Origin of the sequence: uncultured Lactobacillus sp. (assembly GCF_947367085.1) — a bacterium.
Taxonomy (GTDB): Bacteria; Bacillota; Bacilli; order Lactobacillales; family Lactobacillaceae; genus Lactobacillus.
Genome location: NZ_CANBCP010000015.1, coordinates 19519 through 34988 on the forward strand (window position 1 = coordinate 19519; position 15470 = coordinate 34988).

Genomic DNA, 15470 nt, shown 5'->3' on the forward strand with positions numbered 1-15470 from the left:
TTCCGTCTACAAAAAAGTTAACTAAAATTTACGTAAAAAAAGAACAAGATTTTTAAATAAACCTTGTTCTGATATGTATATATTAAATTTTTTTATAAATTAGAATCGTTAAGTGACTGAATATAGTTATATGCTTCTTGGCCTGCAATACTTCCGTCACCCACTGCATTTGCGATTTGACGAAGATCTTTTGATCTTACATCCCCCATTGCAAAAATACCGGCCACTTTGGTATGCATCTTTTCATCAGTAGGGATCCAGCCAAATTCATCCAAAATACCTAAATCTTTAAAGGCTGCAGTTTGAGGAACTACTCCTACGTAGATAAAGACACCAGCAACTTTAAGCTTTTTCACTTCGCCATTAGTTTTATCTTTGTAAGTTACTGATTGAACTTTATTTTCATCGCCATCGATTGACTCTATCTGGGCATTCCAAATAAATTTGATTTTATCATTAGCAAAGGCGCGTTTTTGTAAAATAGGCTGCGCACGTAACTTATCACGGCGGTGAATAATCGTAACTGATTTTGCTAATTGAGCTAAATAGATACCTTCTTCAACAGCTGAATCACCACCACCAATTACTGCAACATCTTCATCTTTAAAAAATGCCGCATCACATACCGCACAGTAAGAAACTCCTTTTCCTGCATATTCTTCTTCGCCAGGAATATTGAGTTTTTTATGATCCGCACCGGTTCCAATAATTACAGCTTTAGCTGAATATTCACCACTATCTGTGACAACGATTTTTTTATCTTCTTCAACTCTAACAGCTTTAACATCGCCATACTTAAATTCCGGTTTAAACTTCATAGCTGATTGATACATTTTTTCACCCAGCTGCGGTCCTTTGATCTCCGTAAAACCTGGATAATTATCAATTGCATCAGTATTATTCATTTGACCGCCATATATACCACGATCAAGCATCAGTACACTTAAATTTGCACGAGCTGCATATAAAGCAGCCGTAAGACCAGCTGGTCCTGCACCGATAATAATTACATCATAATCTGTTGACATTTTCTCGCCTCAGTTTCTCTTACTATTTGTAAGAATTATTTTACTATGAGGAAAAAATAATTACAAGGATTTTGCTTAAAGTCGAATTTCAGGTTTTGGACTTCTACCCATCATTGCTTCAATTTCTTTATCAACATCAGCATTTTCATATAAAACGCGGTAAACAGCTTCGTTAATTGGCATGTCGATTTGCTTTTCTTGAGCTAGCTCATGGACAGCTTTTACAGTAGTAGCCCCTTCAACAACTTGACCCATATTTTCCAAGACATATTCCAAAGTTTTACCTTCACCAATTTGCTTTCCGGCACGCCAATTTCTTGAATTTACAGACGTACAAGTAACAATCAAGTCACCAATACCAGATAAACCACTAAAAGTCATTGGGTCTGCACCAAAATATTGCACACCCAAACGAGTAATCTCAGCTAACCCTCTTGTCATTAAAGCCGCCTTAGCATCATCGCCATATTTCTTACCAACTAAGATACCTGCAGCGATTGCTATTACGTTCTTAACAGCTCCACCTACTTCAACACCAACTAGGTCGGAATTAGTGTAAAAACGTACATAATTATTAGAAAATAGCTTTTGAACTACCTCAGCATTTGCTTGGTTAGTTGAAGCACATGTAATCGCAGTTAAATCTTTTTGGGCTACATTTTCTGCATGGCTTGGTCCAGAAATTGCAACTATTTTATCACTATCATTAGGATAGATCTCTTCAGTTAAAATATCAGAAATCAATTTCTTACTGCCGGGCTCAATCCCTTTAGTAGCAGTAACTAAAAGTGGTTCAGTCTTAATTTCATCTAAAACTTGTCTTACATTTTTTGCAACAATTCTAACAGCCTTTGTTGGTAACACAAATAAAACAATATCTGCGCCGGTTAAAGCTTGTTTTAAATCACCAGTAGCTGGTACGTTAGGATTTAATTGCCAATTTTTCATGTAGTGGGTGTTGGTATGATGTTCATTTATTTCTTGATTAACTTTCTCAATATTTCCATACAAGACAACATCATTGCCATTATCTGCGAGCATAGAGCCTAATACAGAACCCCATGAACCATTTCCTAAAACTGCTATTTTTGTCATTTTAAAACCTAAACTTTCTATCCAAAATATCTAAAATTTTCTCTCAATCTCTATTATACGGGTATTTTAATCCGCTGCCAGCTAAATACCATTTTGGATGTACAACATTACGTCGATAAATCCATACAATGATTGCTGCAAAAAATAATACCAGACTCAACGCTTGGGAAACCCTAATTGTATTTGCAATATATAAACTGTCCGTCCGCATACCTTCTACAAAGAAACGAACACATGAATACCAGATTACGTAACTTAAAAAGATTTCTCCACGTTTAAATAAATGCTTTTTGTGGCGTAAACATAAAATAATGATTAACCCGATTAAGTTAAAGAAAGATTCATACAAATATGTCGGTCGATAATAATGCCCATTTATGTACATCTGTTGAATTATGAATTCAGGCAAATGTAAATGCTGCAAAAATGCTAAAGTCGTTCTTGCGCCATGTGCTTCCTGATTCATAAAATTACCCCAACGAGCAATTACTTGAGCAGCCATTACCCCTGGTGCAATAATATCAAGCATCAACCAAATTGGCAGCATTCGGATATGACAAAAGATAATCAAGACAATGATACCGCCAATTAAACCACCATATATTGCAATTCCCCCATTCCAGATTGCAATAATCTGGTCTGGATGTTGAGAAAAATAGCCCCATTCAAAAATCACATAATAAATTCTGGCACAGATAAATCCTATCGGAACAGCCCAGAGCAAAAAATCAATAAAATCATCTGGCATGATATGACGTTTTTTACCTTCAGAGATTGCCATTAAGGTGGCCACAACAACTCCAGTAGCCATTAAAATGCCATACCATCTCACTGATAAAGATCCAATTTGAAATGCAACCGGATTAAGTGCAATCCACATTAATGCTTTTCCTCCTTTTGAGAATTGTCAGAAATAAGCTCTGTTAAATTCTCTTCAAATTTTTGACTAGCATCATAACCCATCTTTTTAGCTCTAAAGTTCATTGCAGCTACTTCGATGATGATTGCTAAGTTACGACCAACTTTTACTGGAAGAGTCACTTGAGGAACTGGCACACCAAAAATCTCTTGTGTTTGTTCATTAAAACCCAGTCTATCGTAATTGCTATTAGGATCCCAATTTTCAAGACGTGTAATCAATTGGATCTCGGTACTATCTTTAACAGAACCTGCACCAAACAAATTCATAATATCGATAATTCCAATCCCTCTAATCTCCATTAAGTGTTTCAAGATCTTTGGGGCTTCTCCTACAACTGTCTTTTCATCCTTTTGGTAAACATCTACTCGATCATCTGCAATTAGACGATGACCTCTCTTAACTAAATCAAGCGCAGTTTCTGACTTACCCACCCCTGAGTTTCCAACAATTAAGACACCCATTCCATAGATTTCGACTAATACGCCGTGAATACTCTTACGTGGGGCCAATTTTTCATCTAAATACTGGGTTAATACACTAGATAAATGAGTAGTAGCCATTGAACTATGAAGTACAGGGATGTTCGCATTAGCTGCTGCTTGAAGTAATTCATCTGGAATTGGCAGATCTCTTGAAATTACAAAACAAGGTGTCTGTTTTGTGGCCATCTTACTAAAAACTTTTAACCGCAAATCATGATCCAAATGTGCTGCATATGAGATTTCTGTTCTACCTAAAAGTTGAATTCTTTCTTGAGGATAGAAATCAAAGTAACCAGTTAACTCTAAGCCAGGTCTAGAAATATCTGAAACAGCAATGGTATGGTCTTTTAAATATTTATCTCCTTCAACAACCTTTAAAGTTGGATTATTTTTTACTAATTCTTCAACTGTTACCGCATCTGTCATAATAAACCTCTATTCATCCATATCTTTAACCGACACATTTTTCGGTTTTCTTTTTTTATGCTTTCTTGAATTATTTCTTTTATTAGTTGGTTTATTAAAATAATAAATTAACCAGATGATAAGAGCAACCAATAATGCAAGCGGAATCAGAGCAAACAAAAACTTTATCAATACTAAAGCAATTGCCAGTACTATTAAAATCGTCATTACTAACAAAAAAATCACTAAAAAGCTCATTATTTACTCCTTAATTAGGATTACTTTGACTTAACTTCCACTGTAAATAAGCATAGATAAAGTCATCGATCTTACCATCCATCACGCCATTAACATCACTAGTTTCAAAATTTGTACGATGGTCTTTAACCATATTATATGGATGAAAGACATATGATCTAATTTGTGAACCAAAGCCAATATCCATTTGATTTCCTTTTAGAGCTTGTGTTTGCTTACGCTTTTTTTCTTCTTCTAATTGAAACAATTTAGCTCTTAACATATTCATTGCCGTTTCTCTGTTTTGTAATTGAGAACGCTGGGCTTGTGAAGCTGTGACAATTCCAGTTGGCAAGTGCGTAATACGTACGGCACTTGAAGTCTTATTAATATGCTGACCACCCGCTCCACTAGAGCGGTAAACATCAATTCTTAAGTCATCAGGGTTAATATCAATTTTAATACTTTGGTCAATTTCTGGAATAACTTCAACCGAGGCAAAAGAGGTATGTCTTCTTTTAGCTGAATCAAAAGGCGAAATACGCACTAAGCGATGCACACCGTTTTCAGATTTAAGTAATCCAAACGCGTTATTGCCTTGAATTCTAATACTTACGCTCTTTACTCCTGCCTCATCACCAGGCTCATAGTCTTCAATTTCAAATTTTAATCCATGACTTTCACAATATCTTTGATACATTCTCAAAAGCATATCAGCCCAGTCCATGGCTTCTGTTCCACCGGCTCCTGGATGAATTTCCATCAAAGCATTATGCTGATCATATGTATCAGATAGCAATAAATTTAATTCATATTCATGAAAACTAGTATTTAGCTCTGACATTTGCTGACTCAATTCCTCTTGTAAATCTTTGTCAGGATCAGCTTTTAAAAGATCAAGTGCAACTTCAGCATCTTCAAAATCACTGCTCAATTTTTTGAATTTTTCACTTTTTTCCTTCATTTGATTAGTTTGATTAATCAAATTTTGTGCATTTTCTTGATCATCCCAAAAGTTAGGTTCTGCCATTTTCGATTCATTAATTGCAATACTTTCATTTAACGAATCGAAGTCAAAGAGACCTCCTAAAATGATTTAGTTTTTCAGATAGAGTTTGTAATTGATTTTGAATTTCACTAACTTCCATAATTTCCTCCTAAAATAAAAGAGGAGACTCACGCCTCCTCTTTTATACTTAACGACTAAGATTTTGTCTAATTTGTGCTTTCATAAATAAGCGAGTAGCGTCAAATTCAATGTTGCTGATCATTTCTTCAAACATTCTATAACCAGCTTCTTGATATTCAACAAGTGGGTTCAATTGACCATATCCACGTAAACTAATCGATTGACGTAGTTGATCCATGGCATCAATATGATCAGTCCAGCGATCATCTACGACACGCAAGATAACAACTTTTTCAAACTCTAGCATTTGTGCTGGATCAGCGAGTTGTTCTTCTTTTTCTTTATAGTTTTCTTCAGCTAAATCGTAAAGCTTTTGCTTTAATTCTTCAGCTGTCAAATTCTTCAAGTCGATCTTTTTAGCAGTTTCTTCATCTGTAATACTTGAAGCTATAAAGTCACGTAATTGGTCATTACGCCAATCTTTCTTATCACCTTGGGTATACATATCAACTTGGTGTGAGATTGTGCGCTTGATCATTGGCATCAGAACCTTCTTTAATGATTTATCTTCATTAATAACTTGCATTCTTTCGCCATAGATTATTTCACGTTGAGTTCTCATAACATCATCGTATTGCAAAGTCTGCTTACGAGTATCGTAGTTGTTACCTTCAACACGTTTTTGAGCCGATTCAACTTGCTTGGTGATCATTCTACTTTCGATGACTTTATCATCATCATTGTCGGAAACTCTATCCAAAAATGCCTTAACCCGATCTGAACCAAAACGTTTCATCAAATCATCTTCAAGAGAAAGATAAAAACGGGTATAACCTGGATCACCTTGTCGACCAGAACGACCACGAAGCTGGTTATCAATACGGCGAGATTCATGTCTTTCAGTACCAATAACTGCTAAACCGCCCAATTCCTTAACACCAGGCCCAAGCTTAATATCAGTACCACGACCAGCCATGTTAGTAGCAATAGTCACTGCTCCACGCTGACCAGCATTCATGATGATTTCAGCTTCTTTAGCATGGTTTTTAGCATTCAAAACAGCATGAGGAATACCTGCAGCATCAAGCATCTTACTCAAACGTTCAGAACTTTCAATTGCAACTGTACCTACCAAAACGGGTTGACCTTTAGCATGACGTTTCTTAATTTCATCAACTACTGCTTCAAATTTAGAATCTAAAGTTGGATATAAGATATCAGGCATATCTTTTCTAGCAATTGGTCTGTTAGTTGGAATTGTGATAACTTGCATGTTGTAAATTTCACGGAATTCCTCTTCTTCAGTTTTAGCAGTACCAGTCATACCTGAAAGCTTCTTATACATTCTAAAGAAGTTCTGGTAAGTAATTGTTGCCTGGGTCTTAGATTCTTCTTGAATCTTTACGCCTTCCTTAGCTTCAATAGCTTGGTGAAGTCCATCTGAATAACGACGACCTTCCATTACACGTCCGGTAAAGGAGTCAACAATCATAACTTCGCCATTTTGAACTACATAGTCAATATCTTTGAGCATGATATAGTTAGCGCGTAGAGATTGATCAATGTGGTGAACTAAAACTTGATTATCAATATCGTAAAGGTTCTTTAAACCAAAATGCTTACATGCCTTCTCAATACCCTGATTAGTCAAATTAATTGTCTTAGTTGGCCAATCAATCTTGTAGTCACCATGATCTTCATCATCGTCAACATCATCATCGCTTTTATCTTCAACCAAAGTCTTAACAAAGCGATCGGCACGAATATATTCACTGTTTGCCTGTTGAGCTTGACCTGAAATAATCAATGGAGTTCTGGCTTCATCAATTAAAATTGAGTCAACCTCATCAATGATTGCGTAATTAAGTGGTCTTTGAACCATTTGTTCCTTATAAACCACCATGTTATCACGTAAATAGTCAAAACCTAATTCCGAGTTCGTTGAATAAGTAACATCGCAATTATAGGCTTCACGCTTTTCATCTGCAGACATTGAGTTCAAGTTTAAACCAACTGAGAGTCCGAGCCATTTGTATAATTGTCCCATTTCACTTTCATCACGAGATGAAAGGTATTCGTTAACAGTTACAACATGAACTCCCTTACCAGTCAAGGCATTCAAATAAACTGGCATAGTAGCAGTCAAAGTCTTACCTTCACCAGTCATCATTTCGGCGATATTACCGAAGTGAAGCGCAATACCCCCAATTATTTGAACACGGAATGGATATAAACCCAAAACTCTTTTAGCACCTTCACGTGCTGTAGCAAAGGCTTCAGGTAAAAGATCATCTAAACTTTCACCATTTTTAATTCTTTCACGAAATTCAGGTGTTTTTGCTTGAAGATCTTCATCTGATAATTTTTCATATTCACTTGCTAAAGCTTCAACTTTATCTGCAAGTCTTTCAAATTTCTTTAATTCACGTTTATCGCTATCGTAAAGTTTTCTTAGAATGTTTGCCATTAAATCGGTCCTTAAGTGTAAATTTTGTGCACAAATCTAAAGATACTAAGTAATTTTAACATTTTTCTGGAAAATGAGAAACCCACTTATCCACAAAAAATACCCTTAAGCCAAACTTAAGGGTATTTATATAAATTAAGCAATTATTCGTTAGTTTCGATTAAGCCGTAACTACCATCATTTCTACGATATACAATGCTTGTGCCGTTAGTGTCTGCATCTTCAAAGATAAAGAAATCGTGACCTAATAGATCCATTTGCAAAACTGCTTCTTCAGCATTCATTGGCTTTAAATCCAAGTGCTTGTTACGAACAATGTTAAATTGTTTTGGAGTTTGTTCTTCTTCTTCAACATTTTCATAGAAGAAGTCCTTTAAGCCTTTTTCACGACTCTTACGATTGATTCTAGTCTTGTACTTTCTAATTTGACGCTCTAATTTTTCAGAAACAAAGTCAATACTCTTGTACATATCGTCTGTCGTATCTTCTGCACGAAGAACCAAGTATGGAAGAGGAATAGTAACTTCAACCTTTGCTGAATGATCAGGATAAACTCTCATATTTACATGAGCAATAACGTCTGATTCAATTTCAAAGTACTTTTCTAGCTTTTCTAATCTCTTTTGAACATAGTCTCTTAATGAGTCGGTAACTTCAATATTTTCTCCACGAACGTTGTATTTTAACATTATTGATTCTCTCCTTTCAAACGTCTTTTGACGTTTTCTTTACACTTATAGTATAGCAAATATGGAAGCGCTTTGCCTATTTATTTATCTAGCAATTGTAAAACTAGTGATTTTTAAATTAGGGTAGCTTTGCTTTAGTGCGTCACGTGCATGATACAGGGTTCTGCCAGTAGTATAAATATCATCTAAGAGTAAAACCCGGCCAGACAGATTATATTTTTTTATAGCCCTAAAAGTTTGTTTACTGGCTAATCTTTCTTCCTTATTTTTTTGTCCTTGCGCTTTTTCAGAATCATCTTTAATTAAACTAGGCGTCAATTTCACCAAGTCACCATAAATTTCACTAATTGTATCAAATTTTCTTTTTTGAAAATGACTAGGAGAGCTAGGTATTGGGACATAAAAATCAGCTGGAGGAAGTTTTTTTACTAGATAACTTAATACTGAATGTAATACAAAATCACCGTAGCGCTTATAGTTAACCATCAGGTCGTGAAATGCATCATTATAGTGATAAAGTGCTTTATTTTTTAATAAATCCTCAGAATAAATTCTTTGCCATCTCTGACAATCTAAACATAAGTTGGAAGAAAAATTTGCTTCTAAAGCCTTATTACAATTGATGCAAGTTACACCAGCTATTTTCTCAAACTTATTGAAACAGCTTTTACATACAGGATACTCTTCATTTTTCAAACTAAAAAATAGACTTTTATAATGGAGTTGAACTTTAAAATAACTTTGACAAAGTAGACATTTATTCATCGATTCATTTTCCTAATTTGGTAATTTGCCTGTCTCAAACTTTTCGTATAGTGGTGATAACAAAATAAAACCAGCCCTGTTCGATCATCTTTATTTCGTCCTACACGACCTGCAATTTGAATTAGACTCGGTGTATTATAGATCTCATCATCTGCCGCTAGCACAATAACTTGCACACTTTTAAAAGTAACTCCTCTTTCCAAAATCGTTGTAGTTAGCAAAATATCCAGCTCTTGATTTCTAAATTGCCGTACTTTGTTTTGTCTATCTTTATCTGCAGCATGAACACTGGCGATTTTTAGTTTTGGAAAAGTATTTTCAAATATTTGATGATATGTAGGAAGTTGAGCAATTCGAGGAACAAAAATCAATAAGGGCTTTTTATTATCGATAATCTTTTTTATTTGCTTAACTAACTTAGGATGCAGCTTATTTTTCTTAAAAAATGGGCGCAGATATAGTTGATTTTTAGGAATAGGCAATAATCCTCCATGAAAACGTCGATTCAATAATGAATATCCGATCTCATGCTGTTTTGCCTTTTTCAATAGTTTTTCATCAGGAGTGGCAGTAAGATAAAAGCAACTTCCCTGCATTTTAACTGCTTGTTTTGCTCCAAAATGCAAAACTGGATCATTATGAAATGGAAAGGAATCAACCTCATCAATCACTAGTAAATCAAAAGCTTGATAAAACTTTAGCAACTGATGAGTAGTACAAATAATAAATTGTTCATCATCTGGCTCATGAAATTCCCGACCATGATATTTTCCAATCTTCACCCTAGAAAAAGCCTCACAAAAACGTGGATATAATTCATCCACCACATCAATTCTTGGTGTTGCAATTGCTGCTGTTTTTCCTGCTGATAAACAAGTCTTAATGACACCAAACAGCATTTCAGTTTTGCCAGCTCCAGTTACTGCGTGAACTAGATGATCTTTATGTTTATTAAAAGACTCAATCAATTCGTTTGAAACCCTTTCTTGAGCTTGAGTTAATTTTCCTTGCCAAGTTAAACCACCATCAATTAACGGTTTATAATGCTTGGCATTTAGATTACGATATAAATAATCCTTTTCACATATCCTGCCTAGACCAATACAATTTCTACAATATCTTTCTTGATTAGGCAAAAAGAAATTCGAAAATTGATTACACCGCTGACAAATCCCGTTTTTCATCGCTGGGACTTTTTCAAAATCACTGTTTATGTTATTGTTTATCTGATCAGCTAGACATTGTCGACCATACATTTTACTCATTTAATCACCTCATTATTTATTACACGAAAAGAGGCTTTATTTTTGTCAACTAATAAAAATGATTATTTAACAATTAAGCAAAACGGCGAAAGCCAACTAGTTATCAAAAAAAGTAAATTCATCTGTAATTTAGCAAGAAATGAAAATGAGCATCAAGCTCAAGAATTTATTGAAACAATCAGTAAAAAATATCATGACGCAACACATAACACTTATGCCTATACAATTGGGCAAAATGATGAACACGTCAAAGCAAGTGACAATGGAGAACCTTCTGGCACAGCCGGCATTCCTGAGTTAAAAGCTCTACAACTGATGAATTTAAAAAATGTAACTGCAGTTGTAACTCGATATTTTGGTGGAATAAAATTAGGAGCAGGCGGCTTAATTCGTGCCTATTCAAATAGTGTAACTCATGCAGCTCAAGAAATAGGCGTCGTACGTAAATGCCTACAGCAAGAAATTTCAGTTGAAATAGCCTATGCTAATTTAGATCGGATAAATCATTATTTGGAGCAAAAACAAGTTTTTGTTTCAAATCGGGAATTTGCTACCAATGTCAAAATAGACGTCTTTCTTGACTTAGATAAGATCGGAGATTTTAAAAACGAAATTATCGAGATTCTATCTAATAATGTTACTTTTACAGCAGGACAAAAGCGATACAACGAAATTCCCATCATCGCAAACAATTATCACGAGCAATAAAAAAGACGCCCACAGCGTCTTTTATTTTTTATCTTGTTTTTCATCACTTAAATGGTGTGTTTTAACTTCTGGATCTGCTCTCATCATCTTGTTGATCATCTTCTGCAAGAAATGCAGTAAAGGTTTATAGTGCTCACCCAGTAGTCCAATTGTTTCCACAAATAATTCAAGTGCAAACATTAAGCCAACAATCAATGGCCAAATTCCCCAGCTAGGAGCCGCAATAAAGAGTAATGATACAAATGAAAAAATTAACGATAAACCATAAATCGCCAACACAGTTTGACGATGAGTTAATCCCATTTTCATCAATTGGTGGTGCAAGTGGTGCTTATCAGCTTGAGAAATTGGCTTTTTATTTAGTTTGCGACGAATCATCGCATAAATAGTATCTGTAATTGGTACTCCCAAAATGATAATTGGCACTAACAATGAAATGAAAGTTACATTCTTCAAGCCTTTTAGTGATAATACCGAGATCATAAAACCAATGTATAAAGCACCCGTATCACCTAAAAAGATCTTTGCCGGATGGAAATTATAAGGCAAAAAGCCTAATAAACAAGCTGCCAGCATAATACACATAATCGGAACATAATGCTGCCAAGTATGTAAGAAAAAGAAACCAACGATTCCCATAGTTGTCAAGGAAATCATTGAAACCCCAGTAGCTAGTCCATCTAACCCATCAATTAAATTTACGGCATTAGTTAAAGCTAAGATCCAAAATACGGTAATTGGCAAACTCCACCAGCCAAGCTGAATATCTCCTAACCAAGGTAAAGATATTTCATTCATTTTAATGCCAGCCAAGAAATAAATTACCAGTGAGGCAATAAATATCCCTAACATTTTTTGGCGAGGCTTTAATTCTAAAATATCGTCAATTAGTCCCGTTAAGATAATTACACTCGAAGCCAATAATATGGAAAATAGCTCATGAGTTGGAAACTCATTACGCAGTAAAACAAATTCTCCAATATTAAAAGCTACAAAGATGCCCAATCCTCCAATTGTAGGCATTGGCTTTTTATTAACCCGTCTTGCATTCGGATTATCCACAGCACCTAAAACGAAAGCTAACTTTCGTATAAACGGTGTGATTGCTGCAGAAATTATAATAAGTAAAAATATTTTAACTATATTCTGAAACATAAAAAGCTACTTTCTTAAACTTCTGATTTTAATTATACAAATTGAGAAAGCTTAAAACAACTGACAATGTTAAAGAAATAATAAAAAAAACCAAGCATTAACTTGGTTTTTTTATTTGGCAATTGCAACTGCCCGTTTTTCTCGAATAACTGTAACTTTAATATTACCAGGATATTCCATATCATCTTCAATTTGATTTTTGATATCTCTTGCTAAAATAACAGTTCTATCATCAGAGATTTTATCTGGTTCAACCATTACTCTAATTTCACGTCCCGCTTGAATAGCATAAGCTTGACAAACGCCTTGGTGACTTTTAGCAATTGTTTCTAATTGTTCAAGTCTTCTAATGTAATTTTCAAGAGATTCACTTCTTGCCCCCGGTCTAGCTGAAGATATTGTATCAGCAGCTACCACCAATTCAGCAATAAATGATAATTTTGGTACATCTCCATGATGTGCCGCAATCGCATTAATAACCAAATCTGGTTCATGATATTTACGGGCTAATTCAACACCAATTTCTACGTGAGAACCCTCGATCTCATGATCGATGGATTTTCCAATATCGTGTAATAATCCCGCGCGTACCGCTATTTTTTCATCTAATCCAAGTTCGGCAGCCATCACTCCGGTTAATTTTCCTACTTCAATCGAGTGAGCCAAGACATTTTGACCGTAAGAAGTTCTATACTTCAGCCGTCCCAAAATCTTAACAAGTTCAGGGTGCATCTTATGAATACCTAATTCCATAAGTGCATTTTCACCGGCTTCATAGATATCGGCATTTACTTCTTTACGAGCTTTGTCAACCATCTCTTCAATACGAGCAGGATGAATACGCCCATCTTTAACCAAACGCTCCAAAGCCCTTTTGGCTATTTCACGTCTAATTGGATCAAAGCCACTTAGAACAACAACATCTGGTGTGTCATCAATTATTAAATCTATTCCTGTTAATGCTTCAAAAGAGCGAATATTTCGACCTTCACGGCCAATAATTCTTCCTTTCATATCATCGTTAGGAAGATTTACAACTGAAACTGTCTTTTCAGAAACAGTATCGGCAGCACTACTTTGAATAGCTTCAACAATCACCTTACGAGCAAAATGATCAGCCTTGGCTTGAACTTCTTCATTACTTTCACGAATAAGCTCTGCACGCTCAGATACTAATTGGTCGGATAAATTATCCAAAACAATCTTTTTAGCTTGTTCAGGCTCTAATTTTGCCACTTCAAACAGCTTTTGTTCTCTTTGCTCGATTAATTCATCAGCATGTTTTTGTTTTTCTTGAACTTGAGCTTCTAACTGCTTAACTTGATTTTCCTTTTGTGTGATTTTTGCGTCTTTTTGATCTAATAAATTATCCTTATGATCAATTGCATCTTCACGTTGCAGAAGTCTATTTTCTTGTTTAGAAACTTCTTGACGCCGCTGATTTAATTCATTATCAACACGTTCACGGTATTGATGAATTTCTTCTTGTGCCTCAAGAATCTTTTCTTTTTTAGCATCTTGAGCTTCTTTTTTTATACTCTGTGCCTGGAGCTTTCGCTTTTCAACTTCAGCATTTATAGCCGCGAGTTTTTCATTTGCTTGATCCAGGATATGATCTGCATCATGTTGTGCATTTGCAGCTTTCTTCTCCCACTTATGTTTACGTAGGCCATATCCAGCTGCACCACCAATTAGGATAGAAACAATAGCGATAGCTGCAGAAATTAAAACTATACTTGTTGTATTTATCATATTTACTATCGCCTTTTTAAATCAGAATTATTTCACACATATTAATAATAAAAGTCGAAAGCAGTAAAGTCAATCCAACTGCAAAAAGACCTTGGTCTTAAAAACCAAGGTCTAAATTAATTTCTTCACTATTTTTTATCGTCTTCTTTTTTGCTGTTACTCACATCATCTTTGGAATCTTTTTTCATTGATTCTTTAACTTTTTCAGGATCTTCACGATCTTGAATTGATTCAGCATCTATACCGTAAGCAGCTCGAACTTTACCCATAACTTCGTCATAAACGTCCGGATGATCTTGTAAGTATTGCTTAGCATTCTCGCGTCCTTGACCAATACGATCATCCCCATATGAATACCAAGAACCAGCTTTATTAATAATGTCTTTATCTGCAGCCATGTCAATTAATTCACCTGTTTGAGAAATTCCATGACCATACATGATATCAACTTCAGCAACTTTAAATGGAGGCGCAACCTTATTCTTGACAACCTTTAACTTAACGCGGTTACCAATTACGTCACTACCTTGCTTAATCTGTTCAGCACGACGAACTTCTAATCTGATTGTAGAATAAAACTTCAAGGCACGACCGCCAGGCGTAGTTTCAGGATTTCCAAACATAACCCCGACTTTTTCACGGATTTGATTAATAAAAATAGCAATCGTTTTAGTTTTAGAAATATTACCTGAAAGCTTACGTAACGCTTGACTCATCAAACGAGCCTGTAATCCTACGTGAGAATCTCCCATCTCACCTTCAATTTCAGCTCTTGGTACTAAAGCTGCAACAGAATCGACAACAAGAATATCAATTGCACCACTTGAAATTAAAGTATCAGCAATCTGTAATCCTTCTTCACCAGTATTAGGTTGAGAAAGAATTAAAGAATCAATATCAACACCTAATGCTTCAGCATAAGCTGGATCCATTGCGTTTTCTGCATCGATGTAGGCTGCTGTCCCACCACGTTTTTGGACTTCTGCTACTGCATGCAATGCCACCGTAGTCTTACCTGAACTTTCTGGTCCATAAACTTCTACAATTCTTCCGCGAGGATATCCCCCTACGCCAAGCGCTGCGTCTAATGCCAATGACCCAGTTGGTACAGTTGAAATCTGGGTATCAACTTTTTCCCCCATTCGCATAACTGCACCTTTACCAAAGTTCTTTTCGATTTTCTTGAGGGCAGCATCTAAGGCTGCTTTTTTTTCATCTTTAGCCAAAATTGGTCCTCCTTATAATGTTTAATTATACTTGTTAATTCCTTAAAAAATCAAGAAATAAGCGAACAAATGTTTTAAAAGATATATTTATTATACAAATTAGAACTCAACTCATATGCATTTCCTTGCTGTTGCATGGATTTAA

Annotated in this window: 14 protein-coding genes; 1 reads left to right on the forward strand and 13 read right to left on the reverse strand. The window is 35.3% G+C overall.

Features of this window, described 5'->3' with window-relative positions; translation table 11 throughout:
* Nucleotides 1-92 precede the first annotated feature (92 nt).
* The 10 genes from trxB to Q0Y70_RS04170 form a co-directional block, all read right to left on the reverse strand.
* Entirely contained in the window at nucleotides 93-1028 is a 936-nt protein-coding gene (trxB, locus tag Q0Y70_RS04125; protein ID WP_297817074.1) for a thioredoxin-disulfide reductase, read from the reverse strand.
* A gap of 75 nt (nucleotides 1029-1103) precedes the next feature.
* Nucleotides 1104-2123 (reverse strand): NAD(P)H-dependent glycerol-3-phosphate dehydrogenase, encoded by a 1020-nt coding sequence (locus tag Q0Y70_RS04130; protein WP_297817077.1) that lies wholly within the window; start codon nucleotides 2121-2123, stop codon nucleotides 1104-1106.
* 43 nt (nucleotides 2124-2166) lie between these two features.
* Nucleotides 2167-3003 (reverse strand): prolipoprotein diacylglyceryl transferase, encoded by an 837-nt coding sequence (gene lgt / locus Q0Y70_RS04135; protein WP_297817080.1) that lies wholly within the window; start codon nucleotides 3001-3003, stop codon nucleotides 2167-2169.
* Complete coding sequence (gene hprK / locus Q0Y70_RS04140) at nucleotides 3003-3953, reverse strand: HPr(Ser) kinase/phosphatase (RefSeq protein WP_297817083.1); 951 nt, start codon at nucleotides 3951-3953, stop codon at nucleotides 3003-3005. The genes lgt and hprK overlap by 1 nt, the downstream gene beginning before the upstream one ends.
* Before the next feature lie 9 nt (nucleotides 3954-3962).
* Entirely contained in the window at nucleotides 3963-4190 is a 228-nt protein-coding gene (locus tag Q0Y70_RS04145; protein WP_297817086.1) for a hypothetical protein, read from the reverse strand.
* A 10-nt stretch (nucleotides 4191-4200) separates the two neighbouring features.
* A protein-coding gene (prfB, locus tag Q0Y70_RS04150; RefSeq protein WP_297817089.1) for a peptide chain release factor 2 occupies nucleotides 4201-5317 on the reverse strand; the annotation gives its coding sequence in 2 pieces (ribosomal slippage) (nucleotides 4201-5262 and nucleotides 5264-5317; 1116 coding nt in all).
* A 48-nt stretch (nucleotides 5318-5365) separates the two neighbouring features.
* Complete coding sequence (gene secA / locus Q0Y70_RS04155) at nucleotides 5366-7765, reverse strand: preprotein translocase subunit SecA (protein ID WP_297817092.1); 2400 nt, start codon at nucleotides 7763-7765, stop codon at nucleotides 5366-5368.
* A 143-nt stretch (nucleotides 7766-7908) separates the two neighbouring features.
* On the reverse strand, nucleotides 7909-8454 hold the full coding sequence (raiA, locus tag Q0Y70_RS04160) for a ribosome hibernation-promoting factor, HPF/YfiA family (RefSeq protein ID WP_297817095.1): 546 nt from the start codon (nucleotides 8452-8454) through the stop codon (nucleotides 7909-7911).
* A gap of 84 nt (nucleotides 8455-8538) precedes the next feature.
* Nucleotides 8539-9219, reverse strand: a complete 681-nt coding sequence (locus tag Q0Y70_RS04165) for a ComF family protein (RefSeq protein ID WP_297817098.1) — start codon at nucleotides 9217-9219, stop codon at nucleotides 8539-8541.
* Nucleotides 9216-10484: a DEAD/DEAH box helicase gene (locus Q0Y70_RS04170; protein ID WP_297817101.1), complete on the reverse strand. Its 1269-nt coding sequence runs from the start codon at nucleotides 10482-10484 to the stop codon at nucleotides 9216-9218. Before Q0Y70_RS04170 ends, Q0Y70_RS04165 begins: the two co-directional genes overlap by 4 nt.
* Before the next feature lie 42 nt (nucleotides 10485-10526).
* Between Q0Y70_RS04170 and Q0Y70_RS04175 the strand changes: the two genes are divergently transcribed.
* Nucleotides 10527-11192 carry a YigZ family protein gene (locus Q0Y70_RS04175; protein WP_297817104.1) on the forward strand — a complete coding sequence of 222 codons (666 nt, stop codon included), beginning with the start codon at nucleotides 10527-10529 and terminating at the stop codon, nucleotides 11190-11192.
* A gap of 21 nt (nucleotides 11193-11213) precedes the next feature.
* Here the strand turns inward: Q0Y70_RS04175 and Q0Y70_RS04180 are convergent, their stop codons facing one another.
* The 3 genes from Q0Y70_RS04180 to recA form a co-directional block, all read right to left on the reverse strand.
* The gene (locus tag Q0Y70_RS04180; RefSeq protein ID WP_297817106.1) at nucleotides 11214-12347 is read right to left on the reverse strand and encodes a glycosyltransferase family 4 protein; all 1134 of its coding nucleotides are present in this window, start codon (nucleotides 12345-12347) and stop codon (nucleotides 11214-11216) included.
* A gap of 111 nt (nucleotides 12348-12458) precedes the next feature.
* Nucleotides 12459-14099: a ribonuclease Y gene (rny, locus tag Q0Y70_RS04185; protein ID WP_297817110.1), complete on the reverse strand. Its 1641-nt coding sequence runs from the start codon at nucleotides 14097-14099 to the stop codon at nucleotides 12459-12461.
* A gap of 128 nt (nucleotides 14100-14227) precedes the next feature.
* Nucleotides 14228-15325, reverse strand: a complete 1098-nt coding sequence (recA, locus tag Q0Y70_RS04190) for a recombinase RecA (RefSeq protein ID WP_297817113.1) — start codon at nucleotides 15323-15325, stop codon at nucleotides 14228-14230.
* Nucleotides 15326-15470 lie beyond the last annotated feature (145 nt).